Annotated in this window: 9 protein-coding genes; 7 read left to right on the forward strand and 2 right to left on the reverse strand. The window is 42.7% G+C overall.

The window, feature by feature from the left end; translation table 11 throughout:
• Nucleotides 1-242 precede the first annotated feature (242 nt).
• A complete protein-coding gene (locus V7K67_RS16380; RefSeq protein WP_335167454.1) occupies nucleotides 243-1,007 on the forward strand; it encodes a DALR anticodon-binding domain-containing protein in 765 nt (254 codons plus the stop codon).
• Between the two features lie 179 nt (nucleotides 1,008-1,186).
• Here the strand turns inward: V7K67_RS16380 and V7K67_RS16385 are convergent, their stop codons facing one another.
• Nucleotides 1,187-2,056, reverse strand: coding sequence for a Cof-type HAD-IIB family hydrolase (locus V7K67_RS16385; RefSeq protein WP_334730051.1), 870 nt, complete (start codon nucleotides 2,054-2,056; stop codon nucleotides 1,187-1,189).
• Between the two features lie 262 nt (nucleotides 2,057-2,318).
• Nucleotides 2,319-3,023, reverse strand: a complete 705-nt coding sequence (locus tag V7K67_RS16390; protein WP_334708009.1) for a PEP-CTERM sorting domain-containing protein — start codon at nucleotides 3,021-3,023, stop codon at nucleotides 2,319-2,321.
• A 554-nt stretch (nucleotides 3,024-3,577) separates the two neighbouring features.
• On the opposite strand from V7K67_RS16390, the gene polA reads away from it, so the two are divergent.
• From polA to V7K67_RS16420, 6 genes are all read left to right on the forward strand, one after another.
• Complete coding sequence (polA, locus tag V7K67_RS16395) at nucleotides 3,578-6,523, forward strand: DNA polymerase I (RefSeq protein WP_335167456.1); 2,946 nt, start codon at nucleotides 3,578-3,580, stop codon at nucleotides 6,521-6,523.
• A 391-nt stretch (nucleotides 6,524-6,914) separates the two neighbouring features.
• Nucleotides 6,915-7,838, forward strand: a complete 924-nt coding sequence (locus V7K67_RS16400) for an ABC transporter substrate-binding protein (protein ID WP_334730049.1) — start codon at nucleotides 6,915-6,917, stop codon at nucleotides 7,836-7,838.
• A 418-nt stretch (nucleotides 7,839-8,256) separates the two neighbouring features.
• On the forward strand, nucleotides 8,257-12,507 hold the full coding sequence (locus V7K67_RS16405) for a DEAD/DEAH box helicase (protein ID WP_335167476.1): 4,251 nt from the start codon (nucleotides 8,257-8,259) through the stop codon (nucleotides 12,505-12,507).
• Between the two features lie 302 nt (nucleotides 12,508-12,809).
• Complete coding sequence (dprA, locus tag V7K67_RS16410) at nucleotides 12,810-13,928, forward strand: DNA-processing protein DprA (protein WP_334730047.1); 1,119 nt, start codon at nucleotides 12,810-12,812, stop codon at nucleotides 13,926-13,928.
• 253 nt (nucleotides 13,929-14,181) lie between these two features.
• Nucleotides 14,182-15,441 carry an FAD-dependent hydroxylase gene (locus V7K67_RS16415; protein WP_335167459.1) on the forward strand — a complete coding sequence of 420 codons (1,260 nt, stop codon included), beginning with the start codon at nucleotides 14,182-14,184 and terminating at the stop codon, nucleotides 15,439-15,441.
• Nucleotides 15,442-15,863: 422 nt separating this feature from the next.
• Nucleotides 15,864-17,738, forward strand: a complete 1,875-nt coding sequence (locus tag V7K67_RS16420) for an iron uptake porin (RefSeq protein WP_335167461.1) — start codon at nucleotides 15,864-15,866, stop codon at nucleotides 17,736-17,738.
• The last annotated feature ends 46 nt before the right edge of the window (nucleotides 17,739-17,784 follow it).

Genomic DNA, 17,784 nt, shown 5'->3' on the forward strand with positions numbered 1-17,784 from the left:
TTTATACCGCAAGACAGATGACAGAAATGTAACAAATATATCTTACATGACTATTTAAATAATATTACGTGCATCATACATTACCAGTTAGCAAATATACGTCAATAAAACAGCTATTGTACAGTTATTTAATCAAATCAATAAGCATTGATACTTACAAAACAGAAAATGACTGCATAAAAAATGAAAAAATTCCTCTACATAAAGGTAGAGATGCAAATAGAGTTTTATACACCTCAAATGTGTCCTTGAGACTATCAAAATCTCAGAATCGAAAAGCAATTGAGCTTGCTAGTGCGATCGCCTCAGATATATCGGGGATTTGTGGCGACGTTTTTAGCATCCAAATAGTTCCTCCTGGTTTGATACATTTTGAATTAACTCACTCAACCTTAGCGACTTGGCTACAAAGTCTCGTGGTTGGGAGTTTGGGGGGATTGGGGGCTGGGGGCTGGGGACTGGGGACTGGGGGAGATGGGGGTGATGAGGGGACAAGGGGACAAGGGGGACTACTAAAGCCAATCCCCAATCCCCCCAAACTCCCAATCCCCAATCCCCAATTCGCCGTTCAATATGCCCATGCACGCTGCTGTTCGCTAGTGCTTCTGGCTCATCGAGAAGGATTGATTAAACTTAGAGAACCGGTTCCAAATACTAGTCCAGATTTTTGGGATGTTATCTTTCCCAACCCTATACCTTGGCTTAATTGTGACGGGACATTGCGGCTAAATCACCCAGATGAGCGTCGTCTAATTGACGAATTAATACAAGTGGTAGACAACATAGAGTGCCCTGATGTTAGCGGTTCTGTGAAATGGGAAAAAGTAGCACTGAATTTGAGCCAAGCTTTTGAAAAGTTCTGGTCTAATTGCCGGATTTGGGGTGAGGTGAAAATTACGTCACCAGAGCTAGCTCAAGCCAGACTGGGATTGCTCATGGCTACTCAGTCAGTATTAAGATATGTTCTAGAGGAAAACCTGGGGGTTGTTGCGCCCTTGGAGTTATAAATCGGTAATGTTGCTTAGGTAAAAATAAAAACTTTAATATAGCTATTGACTCAATGCACCACCTCGGCTAAATTAGCAGGTGTGTGAGGAGCGAACCAGCTAGGGCACCGAGACGAAACACGGCCAGTCGTCGGTGTCCTTTCTGATTTATATGGGTTAGGTTAGAAAAAATACCTTCACTACAGCAAAAACTTTTCAATTGCTACTGCTGCCCCATCTTCCTCTACACTAGGAGCTACCCACTGTGCGATCGCTTGCACTCCTGCTGGTGCGTTACCCATAGCAACACCAAGTCCAACATATTCCAGCATTTCCACATCATTGAAGTTATCGCCAATGGCCATAACGTTTGCTAACTCTAATCCCAACAACTCTTCGGCTAGATAACGTACAGCAGTTCCCTTATTTACAGAAGCGTTAGTTGCTTCAAAAAAGGTAGCTACAGATGTTGTTAAGTAAAGTTCGGCGGGTGTGTACTGGCGGCGCAAATTTCCTAATAGCTTGTCGATTAAGTCAGTGTCATCAGACAAAGCAAGAATTTTTGTCGGTTCATTCGTCAAGGCTTGGCGTAAATCACCTACGGGAATTGGGATCACACCAGAACGTTCTGCATAAATTTCGGTTTCTTTGGTTAATTCACGGACGTATAGCTGATCGTTGATATAGAAGTGGACAGATAGGAGCGATCGCAACTCAGGCTGTTCAAAATAGTCGATTAGCTGGTGGGCGATTTCCCTGGAAACAGCCCAATGACGATGAATTTTTTGAGCGATGGGGTCTTGAATCCAGGCTCCCTGATAGGCCATTAATGGTAAGGTAGAGCCGATGTCTTGGTGAAAGCGTAAAGCTGAACGATACATTCGACCTGTAGCGATCGCCACTTGAATTCCTCGTGCTTGGGCCGCAAAGATTGCTTGCTTTACAGGTTCGCGGATGGTGTTAGAGTGTCCGGCGATCGTGCCATCTATATCCAAAACTAGTAGTTTAATCTCTTTTGCAGCAGCCTGATGATCGGTAGATGCCAAATGGGTGGCAGATGCTTTCTGCATAATTTCCTAGATTTTAAGTTCCAGTAAGAGGTTAACAGGGTCTAGTGACCAGTGGGGAGTAATAGCAAAAATTGGGTTCTCTAGTCAACCTAATTTTTATAACATGAGGATGCTGAATCACACGATTGTAGTTTTAAATATTGTTCAAAATTTCTCAAAATTCTGGATAATAATCATCACAAAAAACCCCGATTCTCGAAAAGATTGGGGTTTTTAATTTATAGGATCGAAAAAACCACTTATTCAAGAAAGTCTATGAATTTTACCCTTTGATCCAGCTTTTTTTGCGTTGTGACAACAGACAAAGCCCAGCAATTAAACCAACTCCAAGGGTGGTGGAAGGTTCAGGTATCGATTTAACATCATCATAGTCATAAGTTACTTTGATATTTGCTTTGGCAAGCGTTTGAACATAAGATGCTATGTTGCCCGAACCTGAAACTACTGAATTTGCTGTAGCTGAGAACAAAAAGTCTATGTTGCTATTACCAATGAAAGACTGCAAGAATTGGGTATTAGTGAAAGACTGAGTACCAGATTGTGTGGCAGTTAGTCCGGAAACAGTCTTTCCAGATGTACCACCAAAATCAATGCTGTTGTCAAATTGACCAACTTTGTAACTGAAGCTATTTTGTGGATTGAGTGTAAATAGAGACTGATTATTTAGTTCTAAGCTGAGTTCACTGGCAAGGTTTACTGTTATATTGGTCGAGCTTTTACCTGTGTTTTCAAAACCTGCATTTCCGAGGATGTCGCCAGTAAATCCTATTGTTACACCCTTGAGTGTGCCTAGAGATGAGTCAAATTGTTGGACGCTCAGAGGTGCATCAGTGATATCTGTCAAATCGTAATCAATGGAACTAGTGTAAGAGAGAGAAGCTGCATTAGCTGTTCCAGATGTTGCAATAATTCCTGCCAACGTTGTGGCAGCAGCTAGAGTGTTAATGTTAAATAGTTTTGTTGTCATGAATAGAAGATGCTTTTCTAAAACGAATCATTACGGGATTGCTAACTTCTTTTTAACTCTGAAATTTTGATTATAGGCTTGATAAATACACGTAACTTTATGTAAAGCTTTTATATTCAAGCCCTTCGGAAAGTATAGTTCATGATTGGTACATATAAAGTTTTATTAAAGAAGAGAGGCTTTGTCATAGTGGTAGTCTTATGTCGAAATACTAAGTTAGTGTTTGTGGTTCCTGAGAAGTAAGCTAGGTCTATCTAATTAAACATAAAACGCTCAGGAGTATAGATCCCCAATTTCTGCTGAGAAGTTGGGGATCTGGTCAATATCTGGTTACTATGTTGATACTCACGTACTTAATTAGGGTAGTATCCCTGGCAAAAGTTGGTTCTACTGGGCTTCCGTACTAAAACTGCAAATGCTTAGAAATTACTATGTCTAAAATCATACATAAAATGATTTGCACTGAATAAAGTGCGTTATTATCGCCAAAGCCAAGCTGAACTAGCATTGCAAATTGCTAACTATGTGACAAAGCTTCTGGCTAAAATAGGGCTATGTCTGAAACTTTCACTTCTGTAACTGCAACACGCCCTACGTTCATCCTTGTAGATGGACATTCACTGGCCTATCGTTCATACTTTGCTTTCGCCAAAGGGCGAGATGGAGGACTGCGTACCAAAACGGGGATTCCCACGAGTATATGTTTTGGTTTTGTGAAGTGCCTGCTGGAGGTAATGGCAACACAACAGCCTCAAGCAATGGCGATCGCTTTTGATTTGGCTGAGGCAACTTTTCGCCATGAAGCTGACGAGACTTATAAAGCCGATCGCCCGGAAACGCCAGAAGACTTTATTCCCGACTTAGAAAATCTCCATGAGTTGCTGAATGGCTTCAATCTACCCTTTTTCACTGCCCCTGGTTTTGAGGCTGATGATGTTTTGGGAACCTTAGCACAACGAGTAACTGCTGCTGGATATAAGGTGAAGATTCTCACTGGCGATCGCGATTTATTTCAACTGATCGATTCTGACAAAGAAATCACTGTTCTGAATTTTAGTCCAGATGCGCTAAAGCGCTCTACAAATAGCATCACGGAATTTGAGGCAGAACAAGTCAAAGAGAAGATGGGCGTTTTACCTTCACAAATTGTTGATTTCAAAGCTCTTTGTGGTGATAAATCAGATAATATTCCTGGTGTCAAGGGAATTGGGGAAAAAACAGCAGTACAACTGCTAAATACCTATGGTTCACTTGAAAATGTTTATGCTGCCTTAGATGAAATTAAAGGTGCAACTCAGAAAAGACTGGCAGCAGGTAGAGAAGATGCCGAGAAGTCTCGCTATTTGGCAACCATAGTTTTAGATGTTCCTATAGAATTTGATTTAGAAGATTGCAAATTAAAAGGCTTTGATACAAGCGTCTTATCACCAATTTTAGAAAAATTAGAATTCAAGTCTTTTTTAGGCAGAATAAACGACCTTCAGCAACGTTTTGGTGGCAAAGTTGAAGAAAAGCAAGAAGCAAAAATAGATGCAAATAATACTAACTCTGCTAACTCAGAATTCAGCACTGATGAAGATAATGATTTGTGGTTTTTCAGTGCTAGTGATACGGCAGCAGTCCCCCAACAATCTACTTCCCCAATTAAACCAGGCATTATTAACACTGAAGCCAAATTAACTGAGTTAGTGAAACTTTTGCAAAAATTCACTAATCCAGAAACACCCGTTGCTTGGGATACTGAAACTACCGCTTTAGAACCAAGAGATGCTGAGTTAGTAGGAATTGGTTGCTGTTGGGGAACGCAACCAGATGAAGTAGCCTATATTCCTGTGGGGCACAAAACTGGAGAAAATTTGCATAAAGATTTGGTGTTAGAAGCATTACGCCCAATTCTTGAAAGTGCCGATTATCCCAAAGCTTTACAAAATGCCAAATTTGACCGATTAGTTCTCAGGTGTCAAGGAATTAATTTGGCGGGTGTAGTGTTTGATCCGATGCTGGCAAGTTACATTCTAAATCCAGATTCTAAACATAATTTGATGGATTTGTCGCAGCGATATTTGGGATTGACGGCTAAAAGTTATTTAGATTTAGTTCCTAAAGGCAAAACTATCGCTGATATAGATATTCCCGCCGTCGCAAATTACTGTGGGATGGATGCTTATTCCACCTTTGGTTTAGTAGCGAAATTGCGTGAGGATCTGGAGCAATTTCCAGCTTTGTCTAAGCTATTTGTGGAAGTCGAACAGCCACTAGAAGCAGTTTTAGCCGAAATGGAATACACAGGTATTCGCATTAATTCAGCTTACTTACAAGAACTTTCGCAGCATTTAGAAACAGAGTTAGCCAGGTTAAAAGAGGAAGCAACTGAAATAGCTGGGGAAAATTTTAACTTGGGTTCTCCTAAACAATTAAGTCAAATTTTGTTTGAAAAATTGGGGTTAAGTACTAGACATTCTCGTAAAATTCAAACAGGATTCTCTACAGACGCAGCAACTCTGGAAAGACTTCAAGAAGATGATAACACTGGGTTTGTTGAGGCGATCATTGAGTATCGCACCCTATCTAAATTAAAGTCTACTTATGTTGATGCCTTACCTGCATTGGTGCGTCCAGATACCCAGCGGGTGCATACTGATTTTAATCAAGCAGCAACATCAACTGGTAGGTTATCTTCTTCTAATCCGAATTTGCAAAATATCCCCATTCGTACAGCTTTTAGTCGCCAGATTCGGAAGGCGTTTTTGCCTGAAGCTGGTTGGTTAATGGTGGCTGCTGATTACTCACAAATTGAATTGCGGATTTTGGCCCATTTGAGTCAAGAGCCGATATTAGTGCAAGCATATCAGCAAAATGAAGATGTTCACACTGTTACGGCGCGATTAGTGTTTGAAAAAGAAAATATCACATCAGAAGAACGAGGGATGGCAAAAACTATCAATTTTGGCGTGATTTATGGAATGGGTTCTCTCAGATTTTCGCGCTCAACTGGGATAGATAAGACCATTGCCAACGAGTTCATTAAGCGGTTTAATGAACGATATCCCAAAGTTTTTGCATATTTGGAGCGAGTTAAAAAAGAAGCGATCGCTCTTGGTTATGTAGAAACTATTTTCGGTCGCCGTCGTTATTTTGACTTTACTAATAACAGTTTACGCAAATTAAAAGATAGTAACCCTGAAGATATAGATTTGAGTAAGTTGAAGAATTTGGGTGCTTACGATGCAGGTTTATTACGCTCTGCGGCTAATGCACCAATTCAAGGTTCTAATGCTGATATTATCAAAATTGCAATGGTGAGATTGTATGAGGTTTTAAAGAAATATCAGGCGCGTTTGTTATTGCAAGTTCACGATGAATTAGTGTTTGAAATTCCCCCTGATGAGTGGGGAGAATTACAACTGCAAATTAAGTCGGTGATGGAAAATGCAGTACAGTTGAGTGTGCCATTACTGGTAGAGGCGCGTGTCGGTGAAAATTGGATGGAGACAAAGTAAGTTTAACTGGGGATTGGGGATTGGAACAATTACATTCGGATGAGCGTACATCTGTTTTAGCAGTTACAACAGACCTAATCGATATCAATCTTATACCATTCCAGGACTTACGCAAAATCATGAAAAAACGAACCGCAAAGGACGCAAAGGACGCAAATAAACAAGAATTTCAGAGAGCTTTTGCGGGGAGCATCCCAATTTTTCAAAAATTCACGGGACTGAGGCACAAACCCTTTATAACTGTCTTCCCTTTGCGCTCTTTGCGTTCTTTGCGGTTCGTTTCTCCATTTTCTTGTTCCTATCCTAATCCAGCGCAATAGGAAATTTAAAAATCTGGGATGCTCCCGTTTTTGCGTAAGTCCTACATTCTTACCTCAGAAGGAATTTTAATATGCATCGTCGTTGGCTCTTATCTGCTTTAGCAATTTTGTTGAGTATAGTTTTAGTTGCTTGCACCACTGCAAATACTCAGCAACCACAAACCAAAGTGGAAAATAGCACTGAGGCGACTAACACGAACTCTCAACAATTTCCAAAAGAATCAGCAAAAAGAGTTGTTGCCCTTTCTTCTCTTTCTGCTGATATTATCTCTCGACTCGATCAAACAAAAGTTGTTGGAATCACTGGTAGTAAATTATTTAAGAATGATTCAAGATTCCAAGATATTCCCCGCGTTAGTGAAGGTCAAAGTCCGCCAAATTTAGAGAAAGTTGTAGCACTCAAACCAGATTTAGTTATTGGTGCTGAAGGTTTTTCTAACACTCCAATTCAAAAACTTCAGCAGCTAGGAATTGCTACTTTGCTCACTAAGGTGAATAGCTGGAAATCTCTAGAAGAACTTACTAAAAAACTGGCTGGGTTAATTAATGCCGATCCTCAGCCTTTGTTAAACCGTTATAAAACTTTTCTGCCAGATAAACCAACTCAGAGTCCTTCTACTCTAGCCCTGGTTAGTCGTCAACCAATTTTAGCGCCAAATAAAAATAGTTGGGCAGGGGATTTGCTGGCGAAGTTTCAGGCGAAAAATATAGCCGCAGATTTACAAGGAAAAAGCCCAGTTGGCGGCTATGTGACACTTTCGGCTGAGAAAGTTTTAGAAGCAAATCCAGAGGTGATAATTTTAGTTAATCCTCCACAAGGAGATTCGGAAGCAGCACTTTTAGATTCTTTGAGAAAGGAAGCTTTTTGGCAGCAATTGCAAGCAACTAAAAATAACCGAGTTTATGTGTTTGATTATTTTGGTTTGGTGAATCCAGGTAGTATAGATGCAATTGAAAAGGCTTGTCAGCAGCTTAAGCAAGCTTTGTTTGCATAACACGTTCGTCCGCCTCAACTTTTGGAGCAGGCGCTCCCGTGCTGTAGAAGTTGCAACAGAAGTCGCAGTTCCCTTTCTTCCAATCGTTGAGTAGCGATCGCCGAAGGCGGGGCTTCGCCCAATACGGTTCGGATAAGGTTTTTTGATGACAAGCCTGATTATTAGACATCTCCAGAAATTAAATATGCTTTACCCATAACCCTTGTAGAGACGTAGCAGTGCTACGTCTCTACATTGTTTTTCGGAGATGTCTATTGTAGAGACGGCGATTTATCGCGTCTCTTGCCTTAACCGAACCGTATTGAAAGTGTGGTGATGCGGATATCGTTTTGCGATCGCCTAAGAACAACTGGTACGTTATGGATGTAAAATACCCTAACGGTACAAAAATTTATCATGAGTGAATGTAACGCGCCCGATGATTACCATGAACGATTCTGAGGCTGATCACCAAAAACTACAAACGCAACTCACTCAAACGTACCGTCAGCTACCACCACTAGAAGAAAAGATTGTTCAATTGTTCTCGGTCATTTACGAACCGATCAACAGAACTTCGTTCTTAGACTGTTTGAATTACATCGGTGCGCGCGATCGCAATTACAAGCCTTTCGTTAACGCTACATTAAAGCCCTATATTGATGGATTGCTAGCAGCAGACTTGCTGGTTCAAGAACAAGGACAAGGACCTCAGTGCCATCCGTTACTGGTAGAGATTGCTACTCGCTCGGCAGTGAAAGCCGGCTGTTTTGAAGTCATGGCAAAAACCGTGCATGACAAGTTAGGAGCAAAAGCTCGTTGGCAAGATGGGCCACTGTATTTCCAAAAGGAAAGCCAATTTATCCGAGAAGTCCGCATTGGTCTTTACAGCCAGAACCTCAGTTTCATTAACAAACAGATTGAAGATTACAACAGATACAATAACAGCAAAGACAAGATATCCATAGAAAATATCTTCGAGCAAGTATGCACTAACCCATTCGATGCAGATTGGTTTCGCACCCTGCCACAAGAATTGTATGACAGCTGCATATCTATCATCCTCATCAATGCAGCGCTGAAATGTTCTCCCGCAGATGTTGCCTTTGCCCTACTTCAAGAAGAATGCGCTATAGGAGGTGGACATTCCTCAGATTACTTGCACCTAATTTTGACAGAACAACTGCTGCTACGGGGTTGTATACAAGAAGCACAAGAGAGTTTGGAGTGCATATCCGAAGATTATCGAGATAACGCCTTTGTATATAAAGGTTGGTTGAATTTTTTACGTGGCGATAATCAGCAAGCCGTAACTGATTACACTGCTGGGATCAAATTCCTCTCTTCGAGACGCTGCGCGAACAAGAAAGCCACAGGCAAGCGCCAAGTATATTTTAGCACTATGGGCGGCTTGTTTTTTATTTTGGCACTGTTAAAAGATGGTTCGCGCGACAGTCTCCAAGAAGCACTTGATTACACCAGTCTGCTTGCACGTCAATCAGACCATTGGCTGAGGTCGATTTATGCACAGTTGAAAATCCTGCTGCAAGTCCAATTAGGCGATATCGCGCAAAAAGAATTCATCATCAGCAACCGCATCCTGTTCCCTGAAGAACACAACAGCCTAGAAACCCTGTTTTTCGCCCTCTGCCATTACTGGGTAGATACCGACAGAGCCAAAAAGCACCTGCCTAGATTATTGTTAGAGGAATTTTACCAACAAGCTGTAGCATCTGGTTATCACTGGCTGGCGATGGAGAGTGCAGAACTATTGTCCCGACTCAAACCGAACAGCAGCTATGAAACCCAGGCAGAAATACTGGGCGAAGATATCGGTATAGACAGCATTATTGACGTGATACAACCACAAGAACCTTGGGAGATGTGCTTAAACGCACTCTCCAATCTCCAGAAGGAACCCCAAGCAGCTGTAAAAGCTGAAGCAGAACTGCGCTTGGCATGGTTTATTACTTTCTACCCCAGCAAATGTATCTTGCAACCCCGCGAACAAAAGGTTAATGCCAAAGGCGAGTGGAGTAAAGGTCGCCCGATAGCCATCAAGCGTTTAAGCGGAAATCTGGGTGAGCTTGATTATCTCACATCCCAGGATCTCCGGGTATGTGGCTGCATTGAAACATTTACGAACTATGATTATGGATATCGTGGCAAAACCGAGTATACATTCAACGCCAAGGTAATCTCTGCGTTGATTGGACACCCCTTGGTATTTTGGGAAGATGCACCAACCACCCGTGTGGAAATTGTCAAGGGAGAACCGGAACTAATTGTCAAAAAAGGGAAACGCGATCGCTTAACTTTAGAATTTTCTCCCAAACTAGATGCATCACACAATATCCTCGCTGTCAAGGAAACCCCAACCCGCATCAAAGTGATTGAAATTAGTGCCGAACACCGACGCATTGCCGAGATTATCGGTAAAGAAAATCGGCTCAACGTACCCGCTACTGCCAAAAAGCAAGTCTTAGCCGCCATCAATGCTGTCTCTGGAATCGTCACCGTACATTCTGATATCGGTGGTGGAATGGCCGGATCTGAAGAAGTACCAGCCCAGACTATACCCCATATTCACCTGTTGCCTGCCAATGCCGGATTGAAAGTATCCTTGCTATCTCGTCCCTTTGCCCAAGGTGGCCCCTACTACCGTCCTGGTGCGGGGGGTGAAACTGTGATAGCCGAAATTGACTGCAAGCGCCTGCAAACCAGACGAAATCTGCATGAAGAAAAGCAACTTGCCAATGCCGCAATCATTGCTTGTCCCACCTTGACTCGTGCTGAAGAACAAGATGGTGAATGGCTCATAGAAGATCCAGAAGACTGTTTGGAACTGCTGCTAGAACTCCAAGCATTAGGGGATACTGTAGTACTGGAATGGCCGGAAGGAGAAAAACTGCGTGTCAAGCACCAAGCGGATCTCAAAGATTTTCAGATGACTATCCAACGCCAGCAAGATTGGTTTGCTGCTACTGGCGAGTTGAAACTGGATAAAGACCTCGTGCTGGATATGCAGCAACTACTAGAACTATTGGATAAAACCCCAAGTCGTTTTATCCCCCTTGGTGACGGTCAATTCCTGGCTTTAACCCAAGCATTTCGTAAACGCCTGGATGAATTGCGGGCGTTTTCAGAAAAACACAGTAAAGGTATACGCTTTCACCCACTGGCGACATTAGGCTTAGAGGATTTGGTTGAGGAGGTGGGCAAGGTAAAAGCAGACAAACACTGGAAGGCACACATAGAGCGTCTCAAGGAAGTGCAAAGCCTCCAAGCGGAACTCCCCTCTACGTTCCAAGCAGAACTGCGTGATTACCAGATGGAGGGGTTCAGTTGGCTGGCGCGTCTGGCACACTGGGGTGTGGGAGCCTGCTTAGCAGACCAAATGGGACTCGGTAAGACCGTGCAGGCATTGGCTGTTATCTTGATGCGCGCCCATCAGGGGCCAACCCTAATTATTGCCCCCACTTCGGTGTGCATGAATTGGGTGAGTGAAGCGCAGAGGTTCGCTCCTACTCTTAATATTATTCAATTTGGTGGGAGCGATCGCCAAAAATTACTCTCTGGGTTACAACCGTTTGATATGCTGGTGTGCAGCTACGGTCTCTTGCAGCAGGAAGAAGTATCACAAATGCTCTCCCAGGTGCAGTGGCAAACGATTGTGCTGGATGAAGCCCAGGCAATCAAAAATATGACCACCAAACGTTCCCAGGCGGCGATGAACCTCAAAGGTAGTTTCAAACTGATTACCACCGGGACTCCGATTGAGAACCACCTCAGCGAACTGTGGACTTTGTTCCGCTTTATCAATCCTGGGTTTCTGGGTTCATTTGAAAGCTTCAATCAACGCTTTGCTATCCCCATTGAGAAATTTCAGGATAAACTTGCACGCAACAAACTGAAAAAACTCATTCAACCATTTTTGTTGCGTCGCCTGAAAAATCAGGTACTGGAAGAATTGCCTTCTCGTACCGAAATCCTCCTGCATGTGGAGTTGAGTCGGGAGGAAATGGCTTTCTATGAAGCGTTGCGCCGTGAGGCAATATCTAAACTGACCGAAAGTGAGGCAACTGCTGGCCACAAACATCTGCAAGTGCTGGCAGAAATTATGAGACTGCGCCGCGCTTGTTGTAATCCTAGTCTGGTGATGCCTGACACTGAACTATCCAGCTCGAAATTACAACTTTTTGCTGAGGTGCTGGGAGATTTACTGGAGAATCGCCATAAGGCTCTAGTATTTAGTCAGTTCGTTGACCATTTGCACATCATCCGCGATTATCTGGATAAGCAAGGTATTAATTATCAATATCTAGATGGCAGTACCCCCGCTCCAGAGCGTAAAAAACGAGTGGATGCTTTCCAGGCTGGGTCAGGAGATGTGTTTTTGATTAGCCTGAAGGCGGGCGGCACTGGTCTCAATCTTACTGCCGCCGATTACGTCATTCACATGGACCCCTGGTGGAATCCCGCCGTAGAAGACCAAGCCTCAGACCGTGCCCATCGCATCGGTCAACAACGCCCGGTGACTATCTATCGCCTAGTAGCAAAAGATACTATTGAAGATAAGATTGTGGACTTGCATCAGCACAAGCGAGATTTGGCAGACAGTCTGCTGGAAGGTACTGATATCAGTGGCAAGATATCGACAGAGGCGTTACTAGAGTTGATTGGGGTATAACTGAGAGTTGGTTGTAGGAGAAGACAACAGAGTATTGGATCAAGTGCGATGGGCTACGCCCATCGCGCCCACATTCTCTTAGCATCACTCTCCTAATTGTTCAACTTTTTTATTTGAGTTTGGTGTCTCTGTGTTGAAAAAGTGGTAGAGTGATACTTTTTCCATATCCGCTTCACGCTGTCCTGAAGAAGGGGTGGACAAATTGTTCAACCGAAGCGTGAAAGCTATGTACGTTCATCCTCCACATCAACAGCCAACCCCAATTTGGGAATACTCACTCTAGTAGGCGTGAGGATGGAGCGGTGGTAGAAGAAGGCGCATATTGGCTAGCTTGGGCGCAAATTTCAGGAATTGGGCCGATATTACTGCGACGGATGCAACAACATTTTGGTACGCTGGCAACAGCTTGGAACGCTACCAAAGTACAGTTAGGAGAAGTGGAAGGTTTGGGTTTTCAAACACTAGAAAAAGTAGTACAACAGCGATCGCGTTTGCACCCAGAACAACTATTCACTAAGCACCAGCAAGAAAACTCCCATTTCTGGACACCAGCAGATGCAGAGTATCCCCGCTTACTGTTAGAAACTCCGAGTCCGCCGCCGATTTTGTACTATCGCGGTGAAGTTGAACTCCAAGAAAATCTCGGACAAAAACCGCTAGTGGGAATTGTCGGAACCCGCCACCCCTCAGAATATGGTATCCGTTGGACTCGGCAAATTAGTACAGCTTTGGCTAAAAATGGCTTTACGGTTGTCTCTGGGATGGCAGAGGGAATTGACACAGAAAGCCACATTGCCGCTATGAAAGCAGGTGGACGGACGATCGCAGTTTTGGGAACTGGTGTAGATGTCATCTATCCACATAAAAATCGGGATTTGTATAAGCAAATTTTGACGGCTGGTTTAGTCCTCAGTGAGTACCCTACCAAAACCCCACCCGATCGCACTCACTTTCCCCGTCGCAACCGAATTATTGCAGGTTTAAGCCGCGCCATTCTGGTAATGGAAGCGCCGATCAAATCTGGTGCCCTAATTACTGCTACCTACGCAAATGAATTTGGTAGGGATGTCTATGCCTTACCTGGAAGATTGGACGATTATCCATCCCAAGGGTGCTTAAAGTTATTGAGTCAGGGAGCAACTTTCATTCTTAAGGAACTAGACGAACTGCTAACAATGCTAGGAGCAATACCACAAATTGATGGAATTGAGGCTTCTACAGCACCAGAGCAGTTAAACTTACCAACTTTATCACCAGAATTGCAAACGGTAATGGATGCGATGGCAAGTGATGCTTTACCCTTCGATTTTATTGTCCAACAAACTGGTATGGCTGCTGGCTCAGTTTCCGGCGCTTTATTACAGTTAGAACTTATGGGCTTCGTTTCGCAATTACCAGGGATGCGGTATCAAAAAAGTTAAGAGTTAAAAGACAACAACTTTAGCCTAAGTAGAACGACGGGGAAAAACCAAACTATGTTAATAAATCTTAAGAAAAATGTGACTAATGGATAGCAAAAATGGGAGAGGGGAGCAAATTCTCTAGTTCCCCTTCTCCCATGTTGGGAGAAGGGGTTAGGGGATGAGGGCTGTCTTTAATTTTGAATTGTTAACTTGCTGAAGAAGGCGCGATCGCGTCAAAATAAGAGTTAAGACGCTGTAACCTAACTTAACAATGGCCATAACGCAGCTTGAGCAAACTCTTTCCCCTCAACCAACACCGCCAAATGAGCGGGGATATGAATATGATTTGGTAATTGTGGGCGGTGGGATTATTGGGTTAACTCTAGCCTCTGCTTTAAAAGATTCTGGCTTGAGTGTTTTACTAATTGAAGCGAAAGTGGCATCAGCGGCGGTAGCGAAGGGACAAGCTTATGCAGTTCACAAGCTTTCGTCGCTAATTTATGAAGGCATTGGCGTTTGGGACAAAATGTTGCCTCAAATCGCCAAGTATTGCCGAGTTCGTCTTTCTGATGCCGATTATCCCGATGTGGTGGAATTTACCACAGATGATATAAATACAGCAGAGTTGGGTTATGTGGCGGAACACCAAGCGCTGTTGCAGCCATTGCAAGATTTTGTCCAAGATTGCCCAAATGTGACTTATCTCTGTCCGGCGGAAGTGGTAAATACGCAATACCAGCAGAATATAGTCGCCATCGATATAAAAGTTGCCGATCAGCTAAGGACAGTTCGCAGCAAATTAGTTGTTGCAGCAGATGGATCGCGATCGCCAATTCGCCAAGCTGCTGGCATCAAAACCTCTGGCTGGAAATATTGGCAGTCTTGCATTGTCGCCTTTGTCAAACCAGAAAAACCCCACAATAACACCGCTTACGAAAGATTTTGGTCTAGCGGGCCCTTTGCGATTTTACCTTTACCGGGGAACCGTTGCCGCATTGTCTGGACAGCCCCCCATGAAGAAGCAAAAGCTTTGTGTGCTTTAAACGATGAGCAATTTTTGGCAGAACTAAGCCGTCGCTATGGCGATCAGATGGGAAAATTGGAATTACTAGGCGATCGCTTTGTTTTTCAGGTACAACTCATGCAAAGCGATCGCTACGTTCTCCCGCGACTAGCATTAATTGGTGATGCGGCGCACAATTGCCATCCCGTCGGCGGACAAGGTTTAAATTTAGGTATTCGGGATGCAGCTGCTTTGGCGCAAGTAATTCAAGCAGCGCACAAAGCGGGTAAAGATATTGGCGATATTCAGATTCTCAAAGGTTATGAACGCTGGCGCAAGTTAGAAAATCTGACAATTTTAGGTTTCACCGACTTGTTAGATCGGATGTTTTCTAATAATTTCTTCCCTGTGGTGATGATTCGTCGCTTGGGTTTATGGTTTTTACAGCGAGTACCTGTATTAAAAGTATTTATGCTGAAATTGATGATTGGCTTGAAGGGGCGAACTCCAGAATTAGCAAAACGATAAACTCCTTTGGGGAATTCAAATTTGCTTTCGTTTAAATCAAAAGACTTAGATACCCGACTTCTCTAAGAAGTTGGGTATCTGCTTATTCACCACTGATTTAAGATTGCTATATTTCATAACCGTTTATCTTATATCCAATACCATAAAAGTACACCAATCTAATTATTATTTTGTCAATAGTAATTATTAGAATTATCAATAGCACTAGTTGTTAATTCTTTGCAGAAATAGTATTTACTATAATTTAATACTTGCGATATAGACTGATGCTTTGATAAGTCAAATTAGAAAGAAATTTTCTGATATGCAAATTTTAAAGTTAGCAAGACTATCTTGCTAAAATACTTTAAATTTACTTATCAATACCATTTAAATATCGCAATCAAGTTTGTCACTATTTCATATATAGATTGGGAGTTATCATGGCAAAATATCTACTAGCTTCTGCTGGGGGAGTGGGCTTTTTATGGTTAATTGCTGGCTTATCACCAGTACAAGCCCTGCCTAATTTAGAGATTGAAAATAAAAATATAGCATTTTATCAAAATGTTGACAGCCATGAAAAAGTTTATTTTCATAAAGGCAATTTAGCCAATGGTATTTCTGATGAATTACCGATAGCCAATGAAAGCCAAAAAAATTTAGAGGTGGATTCTGCTAATAATTATTTACAGGCAATCACACCACAATTTGCAAATTCATCTCCAGCATCAGACAAACTTGCACAAGTAACATCCGTATCCCAATTGTCTGATGTACAGCCGACAGATTGGGCTTTTCAAGCACTACAATCTTTAGTTGAGCGCTATGGTTGTATCGCAGGTTATCCCAATGAAACCTATCGCGGTAATCGAGCGATGACTCGCTATGAATTTGCGGCTGGCTTAAATGCTTGTTTATCTCGAATCAATGAACTAATTACGACATCAACTGCTGATTTGGTCAAAAAAGAGGATTTAGCCAAGTTGCAGAAACTACAAGAACAATTTGCTGCGGAATTGGTAACATTACGGGGTCGAGTAGATGCTGTAGAAGAACGCACAGCAAAACTAGAAGCAAATCAGTTTTCTACTACTACCAAACTTAATGGTGAGGCAATTATTGCTGGGATTGGTGCTACTGGCGGCGCTCCCAATAAGAGCGATCCGAATTTCATGTTAGTCAATAGAGTGCGGTTAAATCTCACCACTAGCTTTACTGGTAAAGATTTATTAATTACTGGATTACAAGCTTATAACTTTTTGGGTGGAGCCAATGGACAGGGTAGCCTGCAAGAAAGTTTAGGGTTAGCTGCGCCGCTTTTAAGTGCGAGTAGCGCACGTACCAGTTTTGAGCCGCAATTTCCGGGGTTAAATGTCAATACCTTGTCGAGTGTTGGTGCAAACAGTGTTCAGCTTTACAAATTACTGTATATCTTTCCCGTAGCTGAGAAATTAACCTTATTTGCGGGAACTGCGGCGGAAACATCAGATGCTTTCCCAGCCATTACACCTTTTTATGGTGAAGGACAAGAATCAATTTCTCGTTTTGGCGGCTTGAATCCTGTGCTACGGGTTTCTGGTGGAACTTCGGGTACTGGTTTAGCATCGGCGGCGGGATTTATTTTTAACATTTCGCCAAATTTTGACTTCAGAGCTTTATACGGCAGTGTAAATGCCAATTTACCCCAAAAATCTGCAAGTGAGGCACTACCAGGAGTTTCTACTACACCTTTGGGTGGAGGTTTGTTTAGTGGTAGTAGTGTTATAGCCGCACAGTTAACCTTGAAGCCAAGTCGCAATCTTGATATTGGTCTCAACTATGCTCACAGCTATCACGAAATTAATATTTTGGGTACAGGATTAATTAGTGATGATATCGGTGCTTTACCAGGGGTTGCGGCTGGGACACCAGTGGCGCTCAACTCTGTTGGGAGTACGATAACATGGCGATTGTCTCCAAAAATAGCATTGTCTGGTTATGGTGCAGCCTTGTTTGTCGATGCTTCTTCTAGTAGCGTCAATGCTTCCACCACCTTTACAAGTTGGATGGTAGGAATTCACTTTCAAGATTTACTCAAGTCAGGGAACAATGCAGGGATTATTTTTGGTCAACCGCTTTACCGTACTGATGCTAGTGGTTCGGCTCAACTTGGTGAAAATCGAGCTACTCCTTACCATTTAGAAGGGTATTATCGCGTGAAAGTCAGCGATAATATCAGCATCACCCCTGGTGCTTTTATTCTATTTAACCCAGAAGGTGACAGCAGAAACGAAACAACAACTGTAGGTGTACTTCGTACTACTTTTACGTTTTAACATGAGCAGCAAAGTAGTACAAACTTACCTTTTTTGGCTGTATTCT

The sequence above is a fragment of the Nostoc sp. genome (assembly GCF_036917155.1).
GTDB lineage: Bacteria > Cyanobacteriota > Cyanobacteriia > Cyanobacteriales > Nostocaceae > Nostoc.